Here is a 21,804-nt window from a genome sequence, read left to right on the forward strand (position 1 = left end):
TTTATAAGTACCGCCTTCATCGTGGGGCGTGCGGGACTCTGACAGAGCCCCGCAGGTCAAGAAACAGTTTCTATCATTTCGCCGCCGCCGGGGCTTCCTCTTTAACCACGCCCTGTAAAGAAAACTCTAACTCCTTACCTACACCCCCTGCTTTGACAATCTGCTGCTGACCCACCACTGAGTTTTTGTACCTTCCATATAAACCATTGCTCTTGATTTCACCCACTTTAATATTGCCCTCATCATCTGTCGTGAAAGGTGCAAAAAAACTACCTCGAGTAGGCGCTATCTGCGAGCTTTGATTTATTTTCGCGCCGTACTGTTCGACGAAACCTGTATCTGTGCCGACCAATACAACACGCTGGTCGACAGACAGATCTTTGACATGCTGCCTGGGCTCAGGATTATCGGGATCCGTGACATCCTGAATATAGGCTTTCAAGTTCTTCGCATTCGCAGGATCTCGCTCAACCGTAAGGTTATATTTATTGCCAAATTTAAAGTCTACCAATGTGCTATTGCTGGCCCCCTTTACTCCATCAAACTCAGCTGTGCCTTGTGATGCTTTGAAGTGCGGCCCATACCCAGAAAAAATAATCAGCGCCTTTGCGTCCCCGCGTGGCTGCATGCCGATATAGCCGCGGCCAAGATAGGTATTTTTCTCGGTATTAACACCAAACATCATCGCGTAATAAATGCCCGCGTCCGTGCCACTCTTTCTTTGAAGACCTTCGTCGATAGACATTGGAAAGGTGATATTGCTCAACCCAGAGCTTGGTGTAGCAAGTGAGTAACTCACAGCAAGCAGTCCATTGGGCGATGTTGCCTCTTTCTTAATTTCGTGCATTGGATCGCTGACTTTATTAAGCTTTGAAGTATCGGTAGTGAGCGCTGGCAAAACAGTCCGTGCGCCAGCAGCACCATTTGAGAGGGGATGCACAGTGTTCGAAGCGATACCACGCGCCGGTAACTGAAGGCTGTTGTTATGTTCTTTGTTCTGGTCGTTATGTGATTTTTCAGTGACTGAAGCTGAGGATGGCGTTTGAGGTTGAACAAACGACTCGGGAGTTGTTTGTGGAAACAGTTGAGGACGATAAATATTCATATTCGCGACAGACCCTTTCTTGAAAAAGCAATTAACAATCGTTAATCCAGCGCCTATTCATTGGCATAATCTTAAGGAGTCCTGTCCAACTTGAATAACTAACGTAACGCATGCCAGGGGAACGTCCATCCTTGACGGACAAGGGCTCAGGCTCGTTAATTTTTCATAACACAACAGTAGAGGGCCGACACCAGAAGAGACTGTCAGAAAAATCACTAAAAGAGCCCGGGCTTTTCCTAAAAAAACAAGGTCAGTAACTGACAGTCACGGTTGATGTGACAGAAGACGTCTAGCACTCAGGCGTGATATTAGACGCCTGCACAGCTAGCAGTACCGTACGTTGGTGATACCCGTGTATCGGGACTCGAACCCCACCAAATCGCAGGCAAAAAAAAACCCGGAAATCCTCACTTGCGTGGGCCTTCCGGATTTTCTAAACCGCCAAAAATGGTGGGTCGTGTGGGATTCGAACCTACGACCAATTGGTTAAAAGCCAACTGCTCTACCAACTGAGCTAACGACCCGCTGTGTTGTGGCGCGTATAATACTGATTTCTAAGGATTATTCAACACCTTATTTTAAATAAATCAGAAATAACGCGTTGGGTCAGTCATTCCGGCGGCTTGGAAGCCTTCTGCACGCAATCGGCAAGCGTCACATTTCCCACAAGCACGGCCGGCATTGTCTGCCTGATAGCAGGAAACAGTCAGCGCGTAATCAACGCCAAGTGCTATACCAGCCTTCACAATGTCCGCTTTGCTCATGCTCTGCAGCGGTGCCTGGATACGAAACCCCTGCCCCTCTACGCCGGCCTTGGTCGCCAGGTTGGCCATGCGCTCGAATGCCTCGACATACTCTGGACGGCAGTCCGGGTAGCCGTTGTAGTCCAGTGCGTTAACGCCGATGAAGATCTCGCGGGCATTCAGCACTTCGGCCCAGCCGAGGGCCAGGGACAGGAACACGGTGTTACGTGCGGGCACATAGGTCAGCGGGATGCCTTCGCTCGGCGCCTCGGGTACGTCGATGCTGCTGTCAGTCAGGGCCGAACCGCCGATGCCATTAAGGTTGAGGCCGATCACTTTGTGCTCGACTACGCCCAGGTCATGGGCGACACGCGCGGCGGCGTCCAGCTCGGCGCGGTGGCGCTGGCCGTAGTCGAAGCTCATGGTGTAGCAGCTGTAGCCTTGGGCGCGGACCATGGCCACCAGCGTGGCGGAATCCAGGCCGCCAGAGAGCAGGATGACTGCACGTTGTTGATCAGCCATCTCAGCGCCCCGGTTCGTCATTCCACAGGTATTTGTGCAACTGCAATTGCAGGCGTACCGGCAGGTTGTCCGCTACCACCCAGTCCGCCAGGTCGCGGGCGTTCAGGTCGTGATGGCTTGGGGAGAACAGCACCTCGCCTGCGCGACGGTCAAGGCCGTACTGGATCAGCTTGGAGGCCGCCCAGTCATAATCGTCGCGGGAACAGATCACGAACTTGACCTGATCGTTGGCCGTCAGCAGGTCCATGTTGTCGTAGAGGTTACGGTGCGCCTCTTTGGAGCCTGGGGTCTTGAGGTCGACCACTCGGCTGACGCGCGGGTCCACCGCCGAGATGTCCAAGGCGCCGCTGGTTTCCAACGAGACCTCGTAACCGGCGTCACACAGCTGCTTGAGCAATGGGATGGCATTGGGTTGGGCCAGGGGCTCGCCGCCAGTGACACAGACGTAGCGCGGCTTGAAGCCGGCAACCTGCTCAAGGATGTCGTCGAGGGTGCGCACGGTGCCGCCACTGAAGGCGTAGGCGCTGTCACAGTATTGGCAACGCAAAGGGCAGCCGGTCAGCCGTACAAATACGGTGGGCAGGCCAGCGGTTCGCGTTTCACCCTGTAACGAGTAAAAAACTTCGGTAATACGTAATGTGTCTTGCATAGTCGCCACGGGCGTAACAGCTAAACAGGCTGTCCGCCTCCGTCAGGCACTTCGAGGGATTGCGCCAACGCGTCAACCCCAAGGAGCGTGTTTCATAAAAGGGCGTGGATTCTAACGAAAAAACCCGCGCCAGGCGCGGGTTTCTTCTGAACGGGGCTGCAGCGCTTACAAGCGTTGCAGATCCCGTTGCGCCAACTGGGCAGCGGAGGTACCCGGATATTGGGCAACCACCTGCTGCAGAATGCCTTTGACCTTGTCGGTATGACCCAGGCGGCGTTCTACGTCAGCGAGTTTGTACAGCGAATCAGGCACCTTGGCATGCTTTGGGTAAAGCTGGCTGACCTTGGCAAACGCCTGGCCTGCTGCTTGCAAATCACCCTTGGCCAAGTTGACCTCGCCCAACCAGTACTGGGCATTGCCCGCGTATTGACTGTTCGGGTACTTGCGCAGGAAGGCGGTAAAAGCCTGGCTGGCCTTATCGAAATCCTTGGCTTTGATCAGGTCGAAGGCTGCATCGTAATACAGTTTTTCCTTCGCAGGATCACCCGGTTCGCTACTGGCGGCAGGGGCTTGGCTGGCAGCAGCGGCCCCCGCTGCAGCACCACCGGCGGCAGCACTTGGCGCACCACCGGCAGAAGAATTATCAGGAGTGGCGGCAGGTGTAACACCGGCTCCAATACGACGATCAAGATCCTGGTATCGCTCCAGGCCTTCTTGCTTCAGCTGGTTCACTTGGTTCTGCAGAACTTCAATTGCGCCTTGTTGCTGGGACAATTGATCCTGCATGCGTTGCAGCTGGTTGAACAGTGCGCCCTGTGCCGAGGGAGCGGACGTAACCGCTCCCCCAGCATAGGCGCCGTTCGTGCCATAACCCGCTGGCGGATAACTGCTCCCGCTATTGTTATAGCCTGAGTTGCTATCCGTTACAGGAACCGCAGCCCACACCGCAAGCGGTGCGAGGCTGAGAGCCAATACAGTTAGAGCACGACGGCACGTTCGCATGACGAATTACTTACGCAGTTCGACGCGACGGTTCTGAGCCCACGACTGTTCGTCGTTGCCAGTTGCAACTGGACGCTCTTTACCGTAGGAAACCAGTTCCAGTTGGCCTGGAGCAACACCTTGCAGTACCAGGTAGCGCTGAACGGCTTTCGCACGACGCTCGCCCAGTGCCATGTTGTACTCACGAGTACCACGGGCGTCAGTGTTACCTTCCAGAACAACGCGAGCGCCGTTAGCTTTCAGGTCCTTGGCGTGAACGTCCAGAGCGCGCATGGCTTCTGGCTTCAGGTCCGAACTGTCGTATTCGAAGTAGAAAGTGGTGATAGCGCGCAGAGCAGCTTCTTCGCTCAGGGAGCCGTCAACTGCACCAGTGTTAGCGCCGTAACCAGCGTTTGGATCAACAGCTGCGCCTTCACCGGCATTGTCGCCGCCTTTAGAGGAGCAACCAACGGCTACGGACAGAGCCAGAGCCAGAGCAGCAAACTTACCAAACTTCAGCATTTCCATCGTGAAACTCCTAATGAACCCCAGTGTGTTAAGTACTTCTTTTTGTAGCGCCGCGTCAGTTCAGGTAAGGGGACCAGGATGGTTCTCTGACTTCGCCTTGTGCGGTAGGAAGTGGGAGCCTTACGCGTCCATTAATGGATACGAGCATCAAGACTCCCCGGCCCTGCTGGCGGGTGGCGTAGATTACCATGGTGCCGTTGGGCGCAACAGTAGCTGACTCATCAAGGTTGGTATCTGTAAGGATTTTTACGGTTCCGCGCTGCAAATCCTGGGCCGCAACCCGGAAATTAGTGAAACCATCCTGACGGTGAATCATCACCAACGTCTTTTCATCAGCCGAAAGCTTCGGATTTGCGTTGTAGTTACCAATAAAGGTCACTCGTTCCGCGCTGCCGCCGCTCACATTTGCCTTGTAGACCTGTGGCTTGCCGCCCCGGTCGGAGGTGAAGTAGATGGTAGAACCATCTTTACCCCAGAACGGTTCAGTGTTGATGCCCGGGCCGCTGGTAACACGGCTGATCTGGCGCGAAGCCATGTTCATCACGTAGATGTCCGGGTTGCCGTCTTTGGACAGTACGAACGCCAGGCGCGAACCATCCGGCGACCAGGCAGGTGCACCGTTGAGGCCTTCAAAGTTGGTGATCTGCTCACGACGACCCGTATCAATGTGCTGCACGAAGATACGTGGACGGCGCTGCTCGAACGACACGTAGGCAATACGCTTGCCGTCCGGCGCAAAACGCGGCGACAGGATTGGCTCACGCGATTGCAACAACGTCACAGCCCGTGCACCGTCGTAGTCCGAACGCTGCAATGTGTAACGCGTGTTATCTACGGAGAAACGCTCAGCCGTTACATAAAGCAGACGCGTCGAGAAAGCACCTTTGATACCGGTGAGCTTTTCAAACGACTGGTCGGAGATGTAGTGCGCCATGTCCCGCAGTTGTTCGGCGGTGCCCGATACGCTGCCGGTCAAGACCTGCTGCTCGGTGGCCACGTTGAACAACGTGTACTGGATTTGCAGGCGACCGCCGGCTGGCGTGATGTTGCCGACCATCAGGTACTGCGCGCCCACTGCTTTCCAGTCACGGAACACAACTTCGCTCGCCTGGTTGGGCTGGCTGATCATGTTGCCTTTCGGAATCGGCGCGTAGTAACCGGAGTTGCGCAGGTCGTCACTGACGATCTGGGCCATGTCGTCCGGCAGCACGCTGCCGCCCTGCCAGCCGAACGGTACTACGGCGATCGGGGTGGCCCGATCGCTACCGCTGGTGACCAGGATGTTCTTTTCATCCGCCGCCGCTATCCCTGCCATACAGCAAATAACGACAAGCATTCCTCGAAGAAGGTTTCTCACAAGGCTAGATCCTCAGGTGTGAATGTCATCTTGAATGAACGATAGGGAGCGAAGTCGCTTGGTTTCATTCCCTGCATCTCGGTCAACCGGCCAATGTTCTTGACCGCGGCAACCGCCGAACTGTCGAACGAACCGTCACCACTGGACTTGGCCACGCTGACCGAAGTCACCGTACCGTCCGGCAACATGCCGATCTGCAGCACTACTGTCATGCCTTTGCGTGCCGAAGGTGGACGTGTCCAGCCTTCCGCTGCCCGTGCCCGAATCAGATCGTCGAAACTGCCCGCGACTTCATCACCACGTTCATCTGCCAAGGCTTGCTGACGCTGCGGCGTGTCGGAGAGCAAATCTGCCAAGGCCTGGGCCTTTTTCTCTTCGGCGGATTTACGTGCTGCTTCCTGGGCCTTTTTCTTGCTGGCGTCGGCGGCAGCTTTCTTCTTCGCGTCGTCGGCGACTTTCTTCTTCGCCTCGTCTGCTTCAGCTTTTTTCTTGGCGTCTTCGGCGGCTTTTTTCTTCGCGTCTTCGACTATCTTTTTCTTGGCGTCTTCAGCGGCCTTTTTCTTGGCCTCTTCTTCGGCCGCTTTTTTGGCTTCTTCTTCAGACTTCTTCTTGGCTATATCAGCCAATTGTTTCTCTTCGGCTTTTTTAGCTTCGGCAGCTTTGTCGGCTTTCTTGGCTTCATCAGCCTTTTTCGCCTCGTCAGCTTTCTTGGCTTCGTCAGCCTTTTTCGATTCCTCGACCTTTTGAGCCGCCTCTTCTTTCTTTTGTTCCGCAGCAGCCTTCACCGCTTCCTGCTCGACCTTCTTCTGTTCCATCTGCTCGACTTCAGTCTGGCGCGCAGCCGACTTCTGGGCCTCACCCGCAATCTTCTGATTGGTCTGGGTGGTGGCCTGACTTTTCGATTTCAGCTGATACAGGGTCGCCTGCACGATCGGCTTGGCTGGCGGCAGGTCCGGGGTCATGGCAAAGCTGACGAACAGCATGCCAAACACCAGGACGTGCAGGGCAATTGCCCAGACGCTAGGCCAGAAGAAGCTTTCCGAGGCGGACGGCTCTCGCTGTTGGTGCATCAGGGCGCCTCGGTAATCAAGCCAACGTTACCCACGCCGGCCTTCTGCAGCCCACCCATGGCGCCCATGACGGAGCCATAGTCGACCACTTTGTCGCCGCGAATGAACACTTGCGTGTGCTTGCCGCCTTCGTTGCCGGACCGGATGATCTTGGTCACGGCGTCGGTCATCTGCGGCAAGGTCATGGCCTTGTCCTGCTGTTTCTGGGTGTCGACTTCGCTGCCAAGGTTCCAGTAATAGGTCTTGTCAGCCTTGATCGAAATGGTCAGGACCTGAGTGTTGTTGTCTTGCGGCAAGGCTTCGCTGGAAACCTTGGGCAAATCAACTTTCACGCCCTGATTGAGCATCGGCGCGGTCACCATAAAGATCACCAGCAGCACCAGCATCACGTCGATGTAGGGCACTACGTTCATCTCGGCGACCGGCTTGCGCTTTTTGCGAGCTCGAGCGATTAAAGCCATTGGGAATTACCTGCTTATTCTTCGCTGGTGTGCACTTTACGGTGCAGGATCGCCTGGAATTCATCGGCGAAGGTGTAGTAACGGCTGATCAAAGTCTCGCCGCGCGCGGCAAAACGGTTGTAGGCGATTACTGCCGGGATAGCGGCGAACAAGCCGATCGCGGTGGCGATCAGGGCTTCGGCGATACCCGGGGCCACGGTGGCCAGGGTCGCTTGCTGGGCCTGGGCCAGGCCGCGGAAGGAGTTCATGATCCCCCACACAGTACCGAACAAGCCGATGTACGGGCTGACGGAACCCACGGTGGCGAGGAACGGCAAACTTTGCTCAAGCTTCTCTTCTTCGCGGGAAATGGCGACGCGCATGGCACGGGCCACGCCTTCCATGACCGCTTCCGGGTCAACGCCCGGTTGCTGACGCAGGCGGGAGAATTCCTTGAAACCGGCGCGAAAGATCTGCTCGACGCCCGAATCAGGGTCCGGGTTGCTGCCGGCCTGGCGGTACAGCTTGGACAGGTCGATACCCGACCAGAAGCGCTCCTCGAAGCTCTCCAGGGCACGTCGACCGGCACGCAGCAGGTTGCTGCGCTGAAAAATCATGACCCAAGAGGTAACCGATGCGGCTACCAGGATCAGCATCACCAGTTGAACCACAACACTGGCATTGCTGACCAGGCTCCACATGGAGGAATGGTCGACGACGGTAGGTTCCACGCTAAATCTCCTGCTTTGATTGTTTACCCGCGCCGCTTACGCCGGCAAAGGCCGCACGTAGAGCTTCGGGAATGGCCCGGGGTTTCAAACTATTGGTGCGCACACAGGCCACCAGGAACTGCCCCTCACAGAGCAGCGTTGCATCCGTTGCCCGCCTGACCTGCTGTTTAAAGCGCAGGCTGACACGGTTCAATTCGATTACTTCAGCGCTGACCAACAATTCATCGTCCAATCGCGCCGGTGCGTGGTAGCGCGCCTCGCTGGAATGCACGACAAATAACAGGTCCTCCCCTGCCAGCTGGGATTGGGCAAAGCCCAGCTCCCGTAGCCGCTCGGTTCGAGCCCGCTCCATGAACTTGAGGTAGTTGACGTAATAAACGATGCCGCCAGCATCGGTGTCCTCGTAATAAACGCGACAGCGATGTGCGAACGACTGATCCCCGTTTTGCGCGCGCATACTCTAGTGCTTACTCCTCAGGTTGCCAATCCGGCTGGGCAACTGTTTTTTGATCCTATGACACATTTCTAACAACTGAATGACGACACCAGCCACTAGGACAGCACAAAGCTCAGATAAATCGACTGGCGTGACCTTTTTAATCGTCCACTGCATCGAGGAATTCGTCTACTACAGGCATCTCACCCAATCGTGACGGAATGTTTAACCCGAAGTGCAAATAGGCATGGCGCGTCACCACCCGCCCCCTTGGCGTACGCATGATGTAACCCTGTTGGATCAGGTACGGCTCCAGCACATCTTCAATCGTGTGGCGCTCCTCGCTGATCGCCGCCGCCAGGCTGTCTACGCCCACCGGGCCGCCGTCGAACTTCTCGATCATGGTCAAGAGTAGACGCCGATCCTGGTGATCGAAGCCATGTTCGTCCACATCCAGCAGGTTCAAGGCCAGATCAGCCACGGCCTTGGTGATATGCCCCTTGGCCCGCACCTCGGCAAAATCGCGCACACGCCGTAACAAACGGTTGGCGATCCGCGGCGTACCACGGGCGCGGCGGGCGATTTCAAACGCGCCGTCCGGGTCTAGGGGCAAGCCAAGGATGCTCGCCGAACGGCTGACGATGGTGGCCAAATCCGCAGTGCTATAGAACTCTAGACGTTGAACAATGCCGAAACGGTCTCGCAGCGGGTTGGTCAACATGCCTGCGCGGGTGGTCGCCCCCACCAGAGTGAACGGCGGCAAATCGAGCTTGATCGAGCGGGCCGCCGGGCCTTCGCCGATCATGATGTCGAGCTGAAAGTCTTCCATGGCGGGGTACAGCACTTCCTCGACGATGGGCGACAGCCGATGGATTTCGTCGATAAACAGCACGTCGTGCGGCTCAAGATTGGTCAGCAACGCCGCCAAGTCCCCCGGACGCTCCAGCACCGGGCCGGAGGTGGACTTGATCGACACCCCCATTTCATTGGCGATGATCATTGCCAGGGTGGTTTTACCCAGCCCCGGCGGGCCGAAGATCAACGTGTGGTCCAAGGACTCGCTGCGCCCGCGCGCGGCCTGGATGAACAACTCCATTTGCTCACGCACGGTGGGCTGGCCGATATAGTCGGCCAGGCTCAGCGGGCGGATGGCCCGGTCCTGGACTTCTTCACGGTCGCGCGGGCCAGTGGCCGCGATCAGACGATCAGCTTCAATCACTTAAATCATTCCCTTCAGGGCTCGGCGGATCATGTCTTCGCTGCTCAGGTTCTTATCCTTGATGGCCGATACGGCTTTGCTCGCTTCCTGCGGCTTGTAGCCCAGGGAGATCAACGCGCTGACCGCATCGCTTTCGGCGCTGGCGACCTGGCCGGCCGGCATATCCGGCTGGTTCGGCACCAGGGCAAACATGCTCGGTACGACTTCCCAGGCTTTGAAACGGTCCTTGAGTTCCACCAGCAGGCGCTCGGCAGTTTTCTTGCCAACGCCCGGCACCTTGGTCAACGCCGAGGTGTCCTGGGCCGAAACCGCGCGCACCAACTCATCCACTTCCAGGCTCGACATCAATGCCAGCGCGAGCTTGGGGCCCACGCCATTGAGGCGAATAAGCTCGCGAAAGAAGTCGCGATCACGCTTGCCAATGAAACCATAGAGCAATTGCGCATCTTCACGCACTACCAGATGGGTGTGCAGGGTCAGCGGCTCGCCGACCGACGGCAGGCGATACAGGGTGGTCATGGGCACTTCCAGCTCATAGCCCAACCCATTTACATCCAGAATCAGGTGCGGCGGCTGTTTCTCAGCCAGGGTGCCGCGCAAGCGTCCAATCACGGTTCAGATCCTTAAAGCTTAGGGTCAGAACAAGGCCTGACCGGAAATAACGATTGCGCTGATGCTATCAGAGACGCAGCCGCCCGCCACGACTGCGTGCCGTGCCCAGGCCATGCGGCAGCAAGCTTGAGCGGGTGTGCGCATGGCAAATGGCAATGGCCAGGGCGTCGGAGGCGTCGATCTGCGGTTTTGAGGTGAGCTTGAGCATGTGCATAACCATCATCTGCACCTGCTCCTTATTCGCCGCACCGGTGCCGACCACAGCCTGCTTGACCTGGGTCGCGGTGTATTCGGCGATTTCCATACCCTCCTCCGCGCCGGCGACGATGGCGGCGCCACGCGCCTGGCCGAGTTTCAGCGCGGAGTCGGCGTTTTTGGCCATGAACACTTTTTCGATGCCCATGGTCACCGGGCCGTAGGTCTGGATCACTTCACGCACGCCGCGATAGACGATCTGCAGGCGCTCGGCCAACTCGCCCGCGCCGGTGCGGATGCAGCCCGAGGCGACGTAAACGCAGCCGCGCGGGGTATGTTGCACCACGCCAAAACCGGTGATGCGCGAACCGGGGTCGATACCTAGGATTAAAGTCATAACGCCTGCGGAGTAGGGAAAACACAATTCTTGCGGCCAACATCAATCAACTGTGGGAGCTGGCTTGCCTGCGATGCAGACACCTCGGTGCTTCTGTCAAACCGAGGTGACGCTATCGCAGGCAAGCCAACACCCACCCAAACCAGCTCACACAGTGGAGCGGCGCGCCCCTTAAGAGAGCTGTTCGGCCACTTCTTCTGGAATGTCGGCATTCGAATAAACGTTCTGCACATCATCCAGGTCTTCAAGCATATCGAGCATCTTTAGCACTTTCTGCGCACCGTCCAGGTCCAGCTCGGCGCTGGTGGTCGGCAGCATCACGATTTCCGCGTCAGTGCCTTTGAAACCGGCGGCTTCCAGGGCATTACGCACCGCGTAGAAACCTGCGAACGAGGTGAATACGTCGATGGAACCGTCTTCGTTGGTCACCACGTCGTCGGCATCTGCCTCCATTGCGGCTTCGATCAGCGCATCTTCATCCACGCCGGGTGCGAAGGAGATCTGCCCCTTGCGCTCGAACAGGTAAGCCACCGAACCGTCGGTGCCCAGGTTACCGCCGCATTTGCTGAACGCATGGCGCACGGCTGCGGCAGTACGGTTGCGGTTGTCGGTCATGCACTCGACCATCACCGCCACGCCGCCCGGGCCGTAGCCTTCGTAGCTCAGCTCGACCATGTCGTCGGTGTCGGCCGCGCCGGCACCACGGGCCACAGCGCGGTCGATGATGTCGCGGCTCATGTTCGCGCCCAACGCCTTGTCCAGCGCCAGGCGCAGACGTGGGTTGGAGCCCGGGTCACCGCCGCCCTGGCGGGCAGCGACGGTCAGTTCGCGAATCCACTTGGTGAAGATCTTGCCTTTCTTGGCATCCTGTCGCTCTTTGCGGTGCTTGATGTTCGCCCACTTGGAATGGCCAGCCATAACACAACTCCGAAATTCTCTAGAAACTTTAACAATCCCGCCCCAGGCAGGACTTCTCTCTTAAAAGCACAACCCTTGTAACGCAAAGGCGCATCCGAAGATGCGCCTTTTTAGACTGCGTAAACCTCAGTGCGCTTTCACGCAGCAGCCTTACTCAGCCTTCGGCGTCTCGCGCAGACGGATGTGCAGCTCGCGCAGCGCCTTGGCATCAACCACGCCCGGCGCCTGGGTCATTACGTCCGCAGCACTCTGGGTTTTCGGGAAGGCGATCACTTCACGGATCGACTGGGCGCCGGTCATCAGCATCACCAGACGGTCCAGGCCGAATGCCAGGCCACCATGCGGCGGTGCGCCGTACTTCAGGGCGTCGAGCAGGAAGCCGAACTTCTCTTCCTGTTCCGCTTCGTTGATGCCCAACAGGCGGAACACCGCTTGTTGCATCTCTTTGCGGTGGATACGGATCGAACCGCCACCCAGCTCGGTGCCGTTGAGCACCATGTCGTAGGCACGCGACAGCGCGCCTGCCGGGTTGGCTTCCAACGCTTCAGGCGAGCACTTCGGCGCAGTGAACGGGTGGTGCAAGGCGCTGAAGCTGCCGTCGTCGTTCTCTTCGAACATCGGGAAGTCGACGACCCACATCGGGGCCCACTTGCAGGTCAGCAGGTCCAGGTCGTGGCCCAGCTTGATCCGCAGCGCGCCCAGGGCTTCGCTGACGATCTTGGCTTTGTCAGCGCCGAAGAACACGATGTCGCCGTCGACCGCACCGACGCGATCGAGGATCGCGTTCAGGTTGTCCAGCGGGATGTTTTTCACGATTGGGGACTGCAGGCCATCAACGCCGTTCGCACGCTCGTTGACCTTGATGTACGCCAGGCCCTTGGCACCGTAGATGCCTACGAACTTGGTGTAGTCGTCGATCTGCTTGCGCGGCATGCTCGCGCCGCCAGGCACGCGCAGGGCGGCGATGCGGCATTTAGGGTCATTGGCCGGGCCGCTGAACACCTTGAAATCGACTTCTTTGAGCTGGTCGGCCACGTCCACCAGTTCCAGCGGGTTACGCAGGTCTGGTTTGTCGGAACCGTAGCGGCGCATGGCTTCTTCGAAGGTCATGTGCGGGAATTCGCCGAATTCCAGATCCAGCACTTCCTTGAACAGGTTGCGGATCATTTGTTCGGTCAGGCCCATGATCTCTTTTTCATCGAGGAAGCTGGTCTCGATGTCGATCTGGGTGAATTCAGGCTGACGGTCAGCGCGCAGGTCTTCGTCGCGGAAGCACTTGGCGATCTGGTAGTAACGGTCGAAGCCGGCCACCATCAGCAGTTGCTTGAACAGCTGCGGCGATTGCGGCAAGGCGAAGAAGGAACCGGCGTGGGTACGGCTCGGCACCAGGTAGTCACGCGCGCCTTCAGGGGTGGCCCGGGTGAGGATTGGCGTTTCCACGTCGAGGAAGCCGTTTTCGTCGAGGAAGCGGCGGATGCTGGTGGTCATGCGCGAACGCAGACGCAGCTTCTCGGCCATTTCCGGGCGACGCAGGTCCAGGAAGCGGTAGCGCAGGCGAGTTTCTTCGCCCACATCAGAATATTCGTTGAGCGGGAACGGCGGGGTTTCCGACTCGTTCAGCACTTCCAGCTCGTAACCCAGCACTTCGATGGCGCCGGAAGCCATGTTCGCGTTCACGGCACCGGCCGGACGCAGGCGAACCTTGCCAGTGATTTTCACGACGTATTCGCTGCGCACGCGGTCGGCGGCGGCGAAGCTTTCAGCGCGGTCCGGGTCGAACACCACCTGGGCCAGACCATCACGATCACGGATATCGAGGAAAATCACCCCGCCGTGGTCGCGGCGACGGTGAACCCATCCGCAAAGGGTGATTTCCTGACCTTCCAGGGTCTCGTTCAGTTGGCCGCAATAGTGGCTGCGCATCATGGTAGTGGTTTCACTTCTCGTAATTCGAAATTCGGTGGAGGCTCGCCTCGTCACCGTACAGTTAAGCAGGGGACGGATAATGCAGGAGCCTGCGCGTAGAGTTCAACTCAGTCTGCTTTGTCGCCGCCTGCCAGGTTCTTCTTGGCGCCGGTCTTGAAGTCGGTCTCGTACCAGCCGCTGCCACTCAGGCGGAAGCCCGGCATGGACAACATCTTCTTCAGCTCAGGCGCCTGGCAGGCAGGGCAATCGACCAGCGGCGCTGCGCTGATCTTCTGAATGGCTTCCAACTGATGACCACAGGAAGCACATTGATAGTCGTACATGGGCATGGAGATGTCTCGGCGATCAGATCTAACTGCGCCACGCCGGCCCTGTGGGCAAGCCCGGGATGCGTAGCAAAGCGCGGGATTATATCTGGTAAATCGACACAGCGCAGCCGGCTTTCTACCCCAGGGCCGGCCCGCCATGACGCAAGGCCGGCTCCGCAACCGCCGGATTAATCGGCGCTCGTCGGGGTAGTGCGAGCTTTTAATACGTGAACCACGCACACCACCCTGACCAGCCCGCTGAAGTTCTTCACTCCTCCATAACGCAAATGCACTTCCCGATCGACATAAGACAGCAACGCACTGACTGAGCAGGCATTGATCCTGGCTATCTCCGTGAGGATATTCCAATAGATCTGTTCGAGCCGCAGACAGGTGGAAAACCCGTTGAGCCTGACCGACCGGGACAATGGCTTGGCCAGTCCCATATCGAACCCTTTTGCAAAGGGGTCGACCTTTATCTTATGAAAACCACAGGTTTCCATCACTCCATTACCCACTCCGCGTGACATACACCTGACACTCCATTGCCAAACAGCAGCCCATGGGTTTCTCCCATCGGACAGTGGGTCTATAAAACAGCAGGAAGCGCGGGGCAGCCAGAAGACGGGGATCTGATAGTCGTAGGACAACGCCAGGAAGTGCAGCGAAACAAGTGAGCGGCGCCAGGGCGGCGCCGCTCAGGCGCGGGTTTACTGGTTTTCGAGCAGAGAACGCAGCATCCACGCGGTTTTTTCATGAACTTGCATACGCTGGGTCAGCAGATCGGCAGTCGGTTCATCGCTGACCTTATCCAGCAAGGGGAAGATGCCACGTGCGGTGCGCGTCACCGCTTCCTGGCCCGCCACCAACTGCTTGATCATCTCTTCAGCGCTGGGCACACCCTCTTCTTCTTTGATCGAAGAAAGGCGGGCATAGATCGAATAGGCGCCCGGCGCCGGGAAACCCAGGGCGCGGATACGCTCGGCAATGGAGTCCACCGCCAGCGCCAGTTCGTTGTACTGCTCTTCAAACATCAAGTGCAGCGTACGAAACATGGGGCCCGTGACGTTCCAATGGAAGTTGTGGGTCTTCAAATACAGTACATAGGTATCGGACAGCAGCCGCGAAAGCCCATCAACGATGGATTTACGATCTTCTTCACTGATACCAATATCGATTGCCATGTTTTTCCCCTTCAATTGACGAGCATTCATTGATCAGGTGCAGGACCACTCTAGCAAGAGTGCCGACTCTGTGCAGCCCGACACACACAGCTGGCATGCGGCAAATCGCCCCTCTGCGGCTCGCCTGACGGCGGCGCGCAAGCCTTTTCACAGAGTAGGAAAATTCTCAAAAATGCCGCAAAAAAAGCCCGCACCTGTCTAGGACAAGCGTTTGACGCAGAAATGCCATGGCGCTCGCAACGCCCCGAAATGCTTGATTTGAGTAGGCACAGCCTTTGCTGTTAAATAGGCGCTGTGTGGTTGGCCGTTTATTTCTGCGGCACGCCACATAGGCTGATACCCGCGCACGTGCCCAACGCCTCCCATTGTTCAGAAGCGAACCGTGCCAGTCAGCTCTTCCTTGTGATCCTTCTAAACGTGAGTTAATCAAAATGTTGAAAATCGTCCACCTGCTAACGGGCGTTGCAGCGTTGCTGCTGTCCTTTATACCGAGCTTGCAACAGGGAAGCCCTCCCTACCTGGAACAACACGACGCTCTGTACCTGGCCTTGTTCGGCCTTCTTAACCTGACGCTGGCACCGGTGATCCCTTACTGGAACAAAGGCACGCGTCATCAACTGCAAAACCTGGTCAGCGCGCTGCTGGTACTGACCGTTGTCGTTCAAACCCTCACCCTCCTCGCACCGATGCCTGAAGTCGGCGGCCACCCGGCCATCCTGCTCAGCCTGGTGATTGCTGTGGTCGCCATCGTTCTTCACCTGGCCATCAGCTTCTACCGTTCGTCCCCCGCCGCTGCGTCGCAAAACTACGACATGACCAACCGGGATACCGGGACCGTCAAGTGGTTCAACACTTCCAAAGGCTTCGGCTTTATTTCCCGCGATTCGGGCGACGATATCTTCGTCCATTTCCGGGCCATCCGCGGCGAAGGTCACCGCGTTCTGGTCGAAGGCCAGCGCGTAGAGTTCTCCGTCATGAACCGCGACAAGGGCCTGCAGGCCGAAGACGTGATCGCGGCATTGCCGCGTCGCTGATTCCCACCCTCGGCGCAATAAAAAACCGCGATCCAGCTCTGCTGGGTCGCGGTTTTTTTATGCCGTGCACTTAATAATGCGGCGGCGGCGCTTCTTCTTCGGAGGATTCGAACTGGCCGCCCATTTCCTCCTGACGCTTGAGCAGCGCCATCATCTGCAATTGCAGGCGCTCCACCGCCCGCTGCTGAGCGACGAGGATGGCATTTAGGGTGTCGATGGTGTCGTCCTGGAAGGACAGGCGCATTTCCAGGTCGTTGACGCGGTCTTGCAGGTCCATGGCTCAGTCCTGGGTAAAGATGAAGTGGGCTGGCAATAACCCGCGCAGTCGGGCGCGAATCGCCGCCACTTGCTCTTCGGTATACGGCTGGGCCGGATGTTTGCCCCAGACCGGTGCGGGCCAGGCGGCATCATCGCGTTTGCGCACAATCACGTGCACATGCAACTGGCTGACGACATTCCCCAGCGCGCCAATGTTCATCTTGTCGGCAGCCAGGCCCTCATTGAGCAGTTGTGCCAAGGCCGTCGTTTCTTGCCACAGCATCTGTTGATCTGCGACATCCAGTTGAAACACTTCACTGATACCGTCTATGCGCGGTACCAGGATGAACCAAGGGTAATTCGCGTCATTGGACAGCAGCAGGCGGCAGAGCGGGAAGTCTCCAATAGCCAGTGTGTCTTGTTGCAGGCGTTGGTCTAAGGCGAACACGCGGGCACTCCGTTCGGGCAAGTCAGTTTCAGGCGCCCAGCATACCTTTGAATGCTCAAGGCTTCACGGCGAATACGGGGAGCTTTGAAGCGGCCCGATAAAAAAACACACCCGTTCGAGGCAGTCGGATATTTGAGCTACGCTAGATCGGGCCCGGGCGGAATGCACCAAAATGACCCACTTGTGCCTCAAAGGGATCCGCCAATTACCCACTATGAGGGTCAACCGGTAACGTTTTGCACAGGCACAGGATTTGTGTACGACCCCGCCTCGGTAAAACGTGAGCGCCAGGCCCAAACCAAACGACGCAAAAAGCCCGTGCTTATGAGGTTTTTACACTGCCGTAACGTTTTTCACGAAAAAATGACATTCGGTTACCGCTTTGTGCACGCTTGTTGCATTCACACCCGTATCGTCGGCAACGGCACCCGTTTGGACGCAGGTGTTTCGCGATAAAAAACAGTAGCGTTTGAGTGCCTATCAAGGATGAGTTCAAACTTCGAAAGGGGTCTGAAAGCAGCACTTAAGTTGTCAGCCTGTTTACATTCGGGCTGTGAATTTGCGACAGGGAACTAGCAATTTACGACAGCCTCGTAAAGAAGCTGAAAGGATAGATGACTAAGTATCGTCAATAGAGTCTGCGTGATATAACTTTGCGCCGACACAAAAAAGAAAGAGCCGCCCAGATAAAAATACAGGTGGGACGGCAGTACTCTTCCTAAAACCAAAGGAGCAAATCACGATGCGCGTGATGAAGTGGAGCATGATCGCCCTGGCTGTTTCAGCAGGCACCTCGCAGTACGCAATGGCGTCCGCCCAAGATGATTCCAAGGGCTTTGTTGAAGACAGCACTTTCAGCATCAACACTCGCCTCCTGAACTTCGGTCGCGACTTCCGTAACAATGACACTGGCAAGAGCCGCGTCAACGAAACCGGTCTGGGCTTCAACGGCCTGTTCCAGTCGGGTTACACCCAAGGCACCATCGGTGTCGGTGTAGACGTGATCGGCCTGCTGGGCGTGAAACTGGACAGCGGCAAGGGTCGTTCGGGCACCGGCCTGTTCCCGACCGGTGCAGACGGTCGCTCGCAAGACGACTACTCCAAAGGCGGCGGCGCCGTTAAGTTCCGCCTCTCCGACACCGTGCTGAAAGTCGGCGACCAATACACCACCGCACCGGTCTTTGCCTCCGATGACAGCCGCCTGCTGCCAGAGCTGCCGCAAGGTATCTCGATCACCAGCAACGAGATCAAGGGCCTGAAACTGGAAGGCGGTCACTTCACGTCGAGCGTTGCGCAGGCACAGACTTACCGTGACAGCCTGGGTCTGACCAAAACCGACTTCATCGGTGGTGTCTACGCCCTGACGCCGGAAGTCAGCGCCAGCCTCTACTACGCCAAGACTGAAGATTACTGGAAGAAAACCTACGCCAACCTGAACTGGACTCACGCCCTGAGCAACGAGCAGTCGCTGGCAGTAGACTTCAACATCTACAGCACCAAAAGCGACGGCGCTGGCCTGCAACGCGCAGAAAAAGACGGCAGCACCAAACTGGATAACCGTGCCTACAGCTTGCAAGGCGCGTACACCATCCAGGCTCACACCTTCACCCTGGCCTACCAAAAAGTCAGCGGCGACGGTGACTACGGCTACGGCGTAGACGGTGGCGGCACGATTTTCCTGGCCAACTCCATTGCCCGTTCCGACTTCAACGCTGAAGACGAGAAATCGTTCCAAGCTCGCTACGACCTGAATATGGCCACTTTCGGCGTGCCAGGCCTGAGTTTCATGACTCGTTACGTAACGGGTAGCGGCGCAAATACCGCCACTACGTCGAACGGCAAAGAGTGGGAACGTGACATCGAAGCCAAATACGTGATCCAGAGCGGCCCAGCCAAAGACCTGAGCCTGCGCGTTCGTCAAGCGACCTATCGTTCGTCTGACGGCGTTTACTACGGTTCGGCGTCTATCGACGAACTGCGTCTGATCGCGCAATACCCGCTGAACATCTTGTAATTGGCTGTTTGATTACAACGATGACTTAAGGCCTCGGCCTTAAATAAAAAGCCGCTCCCCTGTTTAAAAGGGAGCGGCTTTTTTATTACAGTTTTATTTCAGCTTAAAATAACTAGCAAGCTAACTAACGAGATTAGCTGCCAGACTCGAACCTGACCTATCGGCCAAGTTCGAACCCTTGCCGCTTAGTTATTTGGCCGCTGGTTCCTGCATTACTCGAATAACCCGCTGTGGAAACGGAATATCAATCCCCGCCCCTTTCAAGCGATCACGCGCCAATTCATTAAGCATGAATACTACGTCCCAATAATCCGACGTCTTGGTCCAGCAGCGCAAAGACACGGTGATCGAACTGTCGCCCAAGGTCGACACCACAGCCACCGCCTCAGGATCTGTTAGCACGCGCGGGTCTTTCGCCAGTTCCAGCAGCACTTCACGGGCTTTCTGCAGGTCGGCTTCGTAGTCTACACCTACGTCAAACACCACCTTGCGGGTCGGCTGACGGTTGGTATTGGTGATGATGCCGTTGGACAAGATGCCGTTCGGTACGATCACGGTTTTGTTGTCGCCGGTGCGCAGCACGGTGTGGAAAATCTGAATGCTGTCGACCGTACCGGATGTGCCCTGGGCTTCGATCCAGTCACCGATGCGGAACGGGCGGAACAACAGAATCAGTACGCCGCCGGCAAAGTTGGTCAGGCTGCCTTGCAGCGCCATGCCGATGGCAAAGCCTGCAGCTGCGATAGCCGCAACGAACGAAGTGGTTTCCACGCCAATCATCGAAGTCACGCTGATCACCAGCATGATCTTGAGCACGATGTTCACGATACTGGTAACAAAGCTCTGAAGCGCCAGGTCAGCGTTACGCATGGCCAACAGACGACCCATCTTGTGAGTCAGTTTGTTGATCAACCACCAGCCGATGGCCAGGGTGATAACGGCCAGCAATACCCGGCTGCCATATTCCATGATCATCGGGATCCATGACTGCGAGGTCTTGATCAGTTGATCCACTTCTGCGTTTAAATCCATGTAGCTTCTCCTATTTAGCGGATATGCGGCTTTATTGACTGCCTGAAAACGCAAATGAGCCCCGTGGGGCTCAAGTGTAGGCACAGACTCTGGGGCGTGGGACGTCAAAAACGCCTACAGGTTCCCCAAAGTGCCATCAGTCGCGGAAGTTATTGAACTGCAGCGGCATGTCGAAGGTCTTGGCGCGCAGGGCCGCGATCGCGTCCTGCAAATCATCACGCTTCTTGCCGGTAACGCGAACCTGCTCACCCTGGATGGCGGCCTGGACTTTCAGCTTGGCGTCCTTGATGTGCGCAACGATCTTCTTCGCCAACTCTTTGTCGATGCCTTCCTTGAGGACCGCTTCCTGCTTCATCAGCTTGCCGGAGGCGTAGGCATCCTTGATTTCAAGGCATTGCGCGTCGATCTTGCGCTTGACCAGCGACAGCTTGAGGATTTCGATCATCGCTTCCAGCTGGAAATCGGCTTCAGCGGTCAGGTTGACGGTCAGTTCCTTTTCCTTGAATTCGAAGCTGCCCTTGCCTTTCAAGTCATAGCGGCGGTCCAGTTCCTTGACGGCGTTCTCGACGGCGTTGGTGACTTCGTGTTTGTCCAGTTCGGATACCACGTCGAACGAAGGCATGTCATTTCTCCAATATAAGGGGCGGGCTCAGTAGAGATGGAGCGCGCCCGAGCTAAAATGCCGAGGCATTATAGCGGTTCTTTCGTCCCGTTCACTGTGAGCGACCCCACGGAGCATAAACTGATGTCGACCACCTGGCACATTCTCGGCGCCGGCAGCCTGGGCACACTCTGGGCCACCCGCCTGGCCCGCGCGGGCGTGCCCGTGAAACTGATCTTGCGCGATGCTGCGCGCCTGGCCAGCTACCAGGCAGGACCTGGGCTAACGCTGGTCGAACAAGGCGTAGAACACACCTACCCGGTGATCGGCGAAATGCCCGACAGCCCTGAGCCGATTCATCGCCTGCTAGTGGCGTGCAAAGCCTACGACGCCCAAGGCGCCATCGCACAGCTGCAACACCGGCTGGTACCGGATGCCGAACTGATCCTGCTGCAAAATGGCCTCGGCAGCCAGGACGCGGTGGCCGCACAGCTTCCCCAGGCCCGCTGTATCTTTGCCTCCAGCACCGAAGGCGCATTCCGCGATGGCGATTGGCGCGTGGTGTTTGCCGGCCACGGCTACACCTGGCTGGGCGATGCAGGCCACCCTACTCCACCGTTATGGCTGGACGACCTGCACGCCGCCGGCATTCCCCACGCCTGGAGCACTGACATTCTTACGCGCCTGTGGCGCAAACTGGCCCTCAATTGCGCCATTAACCCACTGACCGTGCTGTACCAGTGCCGCAACGGTGGCCTGCAGGATCATCAGTGTGAAGTCGCCACCTTGTGCGCCGAATTAAGCGAGTTACTCGAATGTTGCGGCCAGCCGGCGGCGGCCGAGGATCTGCACAATGAAGTGGAACGGGTGATCCAGGCCACAGCGGCCAACTACTCGTCCATGTATCAGGACGTGGCGAACGCCCGACGCACCGAAATCAGCTACTTGCTGGGCTATGCCTGCTCGGCCGCCGCCCGTCACCAATTGGTCCTGCCGCACCTGCAACAACTGCAATCGCGGCTGATCGACCACTTACGTGCACGCGGATTGGCCAGCAACTGAGGCACGCGCTACCCTGCCTACCTGTCTATCACCT

25 protein-coding genes and 1 tRNA gene are annotated in these 21,804 nt (G+C 57.3%); 3 read left to right on the forward strand and 23 right to left on the reverse strand.

Annotated elements, in window-relative coordinates; translation table 11 throughout:
• Nucleotides 1-73: 73 nt before the first annotated feature.
• From KZH41_RS24855 to KZH41_RS24945, 19 genes are all read right to left on the reverse strand, one after another.
• Nucleotides 74-1,105: a hypothetical protein gene (locus tag KZH41_RS24855; protein WP_263273902.1), complete on the reverse strand. Its 1,032-nt coding sequence runs from the start codon at nucleotides 1,103-1,105 to the stop codon at nucleotides 74-76.
• 448 nt (nucleotides 1,106-1,553) lie between these two features.
• Nucleotides 1,554-1,629 (reverse strand) — tRNA-Lys (locus tag KZH41_RS24860).
• Between the two features lie 63 nt (nucleotides 1,630-1,692).
• Nucleotides 1,693-2,370, reverse strand: a complete 678-nt coding sequence (gene queC, locus KZH41_RS24865) for a 7-cyano-7-deazaguanine synthase QueC (RefSeq protein ID WP_263273903.1) — start codon at nucleotides 2,368-2,370, stop codon at nucleotides 1,693-1,695.
• A 1-nt stretch (nucleotide 2,371) separates the two neighbouring features.
• Complete coding sequence (gene queE, locus KZH41_RS24870; RefSeq protein WP_083356998.1) at nucleotides 2,372-3,019, reverse strand: 7-carboxy-7-deazaguanine synthase QueE; 648 nt, start codon at nucleotides 3,017-3,019, stop codon at nucleotides 2,372-2,374.
• A gap of 165 nt (nucleotides 3,020-3,184) precedes the next feature.
• A complete protein-coding gene (ybgF, locus tag KZH41_RS24875) occupies nucleotides 3,185-4,021 on the reverse strand; it encodes a tol-pal system protein YbgF (protein WP_263273904.1) in 837 nt (278 codons plus the stop codon).
• A gap of 6 nt (nucleotides 4,022-4,027) precedes the next feature.
• Nucleotides 4,028-4,528, reverse strand: coding sequence for a peptidoglycan-associated lipoprotein Pal (gene pal / locus KZH41_RS24880; RefSeq protein WP_003193861.1), 501 nt, complete (start codon nucleotides 4,526-4,528; stop codon nucleotides 4,028-4,030).
• A 55-nt stretch (nucleotides 4,529-4,583) separates the two neighbouring features.
• Nucleotides 4,584-5,864: a Tol-Pal system beta propeller repeat protein TolB gene (gene tolB, locus KZH41_RS24885; RefSeq protein ID WP_176462982.1), complete on the reverse strand. Its 1,281-nt coding sequence runs from the start codon at nucleotides 5,862-5,864 to the stop codon at nucleotides 4,584-4,586.
• A 17-nt stretch (nucleotides 5,865-5,881) separates the two neighbouring features.
• Complete coding sequence (gene tolA, locus KZH41_RS24890; protein WP_263273905.1) at nucleotides 5,882-6,955, reverse strand: cell envelope integrity protein TolA; 1,074 nt, start codon at nucleotides 6,953-6,955, stop codon at nucleotides 5,882-5,884.
• Nucleotides 6,955-7,407, reverse strand: a complete 453-nt coding sequence (gene tolR, locus KZH41_RS24895) for a protein TolR (RefSeq protein WP_161630238.1) — start codon at nucleotides 7,405-7,407, stop codon at nucleotides 6,955-6,957. Before tolR ends, tolA begins: the two co-directional genes overlap by 1 nt.
• Nucleotides 7,408-7,430: 23 nt before the next feature.
• On the reverse strand, nucleotides 7,431-8,126 hold the full coding sequence (tolQ, locus tag KZH41_RS24900; protein ID WP_048727035.1) for a protein TolQ: 696 nt from the start codon (nucleotides 8,124-8,126) through the stop codon (nucleotides 7,431-7,433).
• Nucleotide 8,127: 1 nt separating this feature from the next.
• Entirely contained in the window at nucleotides 8,128-8,583 is a 456-nt protein-coding gene (gene ybgC, locus KZH41_RS24905) for a tol-pal system-associated acyl-CoA thioesterase (RefSeq protein ID WP_071484353.1), read from the reverse strand.
• A 139-nt stretch (nucleotides 8,584-8,722) separates the two neighbouring features.
• A complete protein-coding gene (ruvB, locus tag KZH41_RS24910; protein ID WP_094952494.1) occupies nucleotides 8,723-9,781 on the reverse strand; it encodes a Holliday junction branch migration DNA helicase RuvB in 1,059 nt (352 codons plus the stop codon).
• The gene (ruvA, locus tag KZH41_RS24915; RefSeq protein ID WP_025854761.1) at nucleotides 9,782-10,393 is read right to left on the reverse strand and encodes a Holliday junction branch migration protein RuvA; all 612 of its coding nucleotides are present in this window, start codon (nucleotides 10,391-10,393) and stop codon (nucleotides 9,782-9,784) included.
• 67 nt (nucleotides 10,394-10,460) lie between these two features.
• Nucleotides 10,461-10,985 (reverse strand): crossover junction endodeoxyribonuclease RuvC, encoded by a 525-nt coding sequence (ruvC, locus tag KZH41_RS24920; protein ID WP_024077147.1) that lies wholly within the window; start codon nucleotides 10,983-10,985, stop codon nucleotides 10,461-10,463.
• Nucleotides 10,986-11,156: 171 nt separating this feature from the next.
• The gene (locus KZH41_RS24925) at nucleotides 11,157-11,903 is read right to left on the reverse strand and encodes a YebC/PmpR family DNA-binding transcriptional regulator (protein WP_094952496.1); all 747 of its coding nucleotides are present in this window, start codon (nucleotides 11,901-11,903) and stop codon (nucleotides 11,157-11,159) included.
• Between the two features lie 150 nt (nucleotides 11,904-12,053).
• Entirely contained in the window at nucleotides 12,054-13,829 is a 1,776-nt protein-coding gene (aspS, locus tag KZH41_RS24930) for an aspartate--tRNA ligase (RefSeq protein ID WP_094952497.1), read from the reverse strand.
• Between the two features lie 107 nt (nucleotides 13,830-13,936).
• Nucleotides 13,937-14,158, reverse strand: coding sequence for an FmdB family zinc ribbon protein (locus KZH41_RS24935; protein WP_003193872.1), 222 nt, complete (start codon nucleotides 14,156-14,158; stop codon nucleotides 13,937-13,939).
• Nucleotides 14,159-14,325: 167 nt separating this feature from the next.
• Complete coding sequence (locus tag KZH41_RS24940) at nucleotides 14,326-14,667, reverse strand: ribbon-helix-helix domain-containing protein (protein WP_094952498.1); 342 nt, start codon at nucleotides 14,665-14,667, stop codon at nucleotides 14,326-14,328.
• Nucleotides 14,668-14,847: 180 nt separating this feature from the next.
• Nucleotides 14,848-15,321 (reverse strand): Dps family protein, encoded by a 474-nt coding sequence (locus KZH41_RS24945; protein ID WP_003193874.1) that lies wholly within the window; start codon nucleotides 15,319-15,321, stop codon nucleotides 14,848-14,850.
• 431 nt (nucleotides 15,322-15,752) lie between these two features.
• Here KZH41_RS24945 and KZH41_RS30345 point away from each other — a divergent pair, with 431 nt between their 5' ends.
• Nucleotides 15,753-16,355, forward strand: coding sequence for a cold-shock protein (locus tag KZH41_RS30345; protein ID WP_083356990.1), 603 nt, complete (start codon nucleotides 15,753-15,755; stop codon nucleotides 16,353-16,355).
• 70 nt (nucleotides 16,356-16,425) lie between these two features.
• Here the strand turns inward: KZH41_RS30345 and KZH41_RS24955 are convergent, their stop codons facing one another.
• Together KZH41_RS24955 and KZH41_RS24960 are read right to left on the reverse strand one after the other, a co-directional pair.
• Nucleotides 16,426-16,632: a SlyX family protein gene (locus tag KZH41_RS24955; protein ID WP_094952499.1), complete on the reverse strand. Its 207-nt coding sequence runs from the start codon at nucleotides 16,630-16,632 to the stop codon at nucleotides 16,426-16,428.
• 3 nt (nucleotides 16,633-16,635) lie between these two features.
• A complete protein-coding gene (locus KZH41_RS24960) occupies nucleotides 16,636-17,061 on the reverse strand; it encodes an HIT domain-containing protein (RefSeq protein WP_094952500.1) in 426 nt (141 codons plus the stop codon).
• Between the two features lie 742 nt (nucleotides 17,062-17,803).
• On the opposite strand from KZH41_RS24960, the gene KZH41_RS24965 reads away from it, so the two are divergent.
• Nucleotides 17,804-19,075: an OprD family porin gene (locus tag KZH41_RS24965; RefSeq protein ID WP_263273906.1), complete on the forward strand. Its 1,272-nt coding sequence runs from the start codon at nucleotides 17,804-17,806 to the stop codon at nucleotides 19,073-19,075.
• A 189-nt stretch (nucleotides 19,076-19,264) separates the two neighbouring features.
• Here KZH41_RS24965 and KZH41_RS24970 read toward each other — a convergent pair whose 3' ends face one another.
• Entirely contained in the window at nucleotides 19,265-20,107 is an 843-nt protein-coding gene (locus tag KZH41_RS24970) for a mechanosensitive ion channel family protein (protein ID WP_094952428.1), read from the reverse strand.
• Nucleotides 20,108-20,243: 136 nt separating this feature from the next.
• The gene (locus KZH41_RS24975) at nucleotides 20,244-20,729 is read right to left on the reverse strand and encodes a YajQ family cyclic di-GMP-binding protein (protein WP_053135814.1); all 486 of its coding nucleotides are present in this window, start codon (nucleotides 20,727-20,729) and stop codon (nucleotides 20,244-20,246) included.
• 123 nt (nucleotides 20,730-20,852) lie between these two features.
• On the opposite strand from KZH41_RS24975, the gene KZH41_RS24980 reads away from it, so the two are divergent.
• Nucleotides 20,853-21,770, forward strand: a complete 918-nt coding sequence (locus KZH41_RS24980) for a putative 2-dehydropantoate 2-reductase (protein ID WP_263273907.1) — start codon at nucleotides 20,853-20,855, stop codon at nucleotides 21,768-21,770.
• Nucleotides 21,771-21,804: the final 34 nt, after the last annotated feature.

It is taken from the genome of Pseudomonas sp. YeP6b, assembly GCF_025642995.1.
GTDB lineage: Bacteria > Pseudomonadota > Gammaproteobacteria > Pseudomonadales > Pseudomonadaceae > Aquipseudomonas.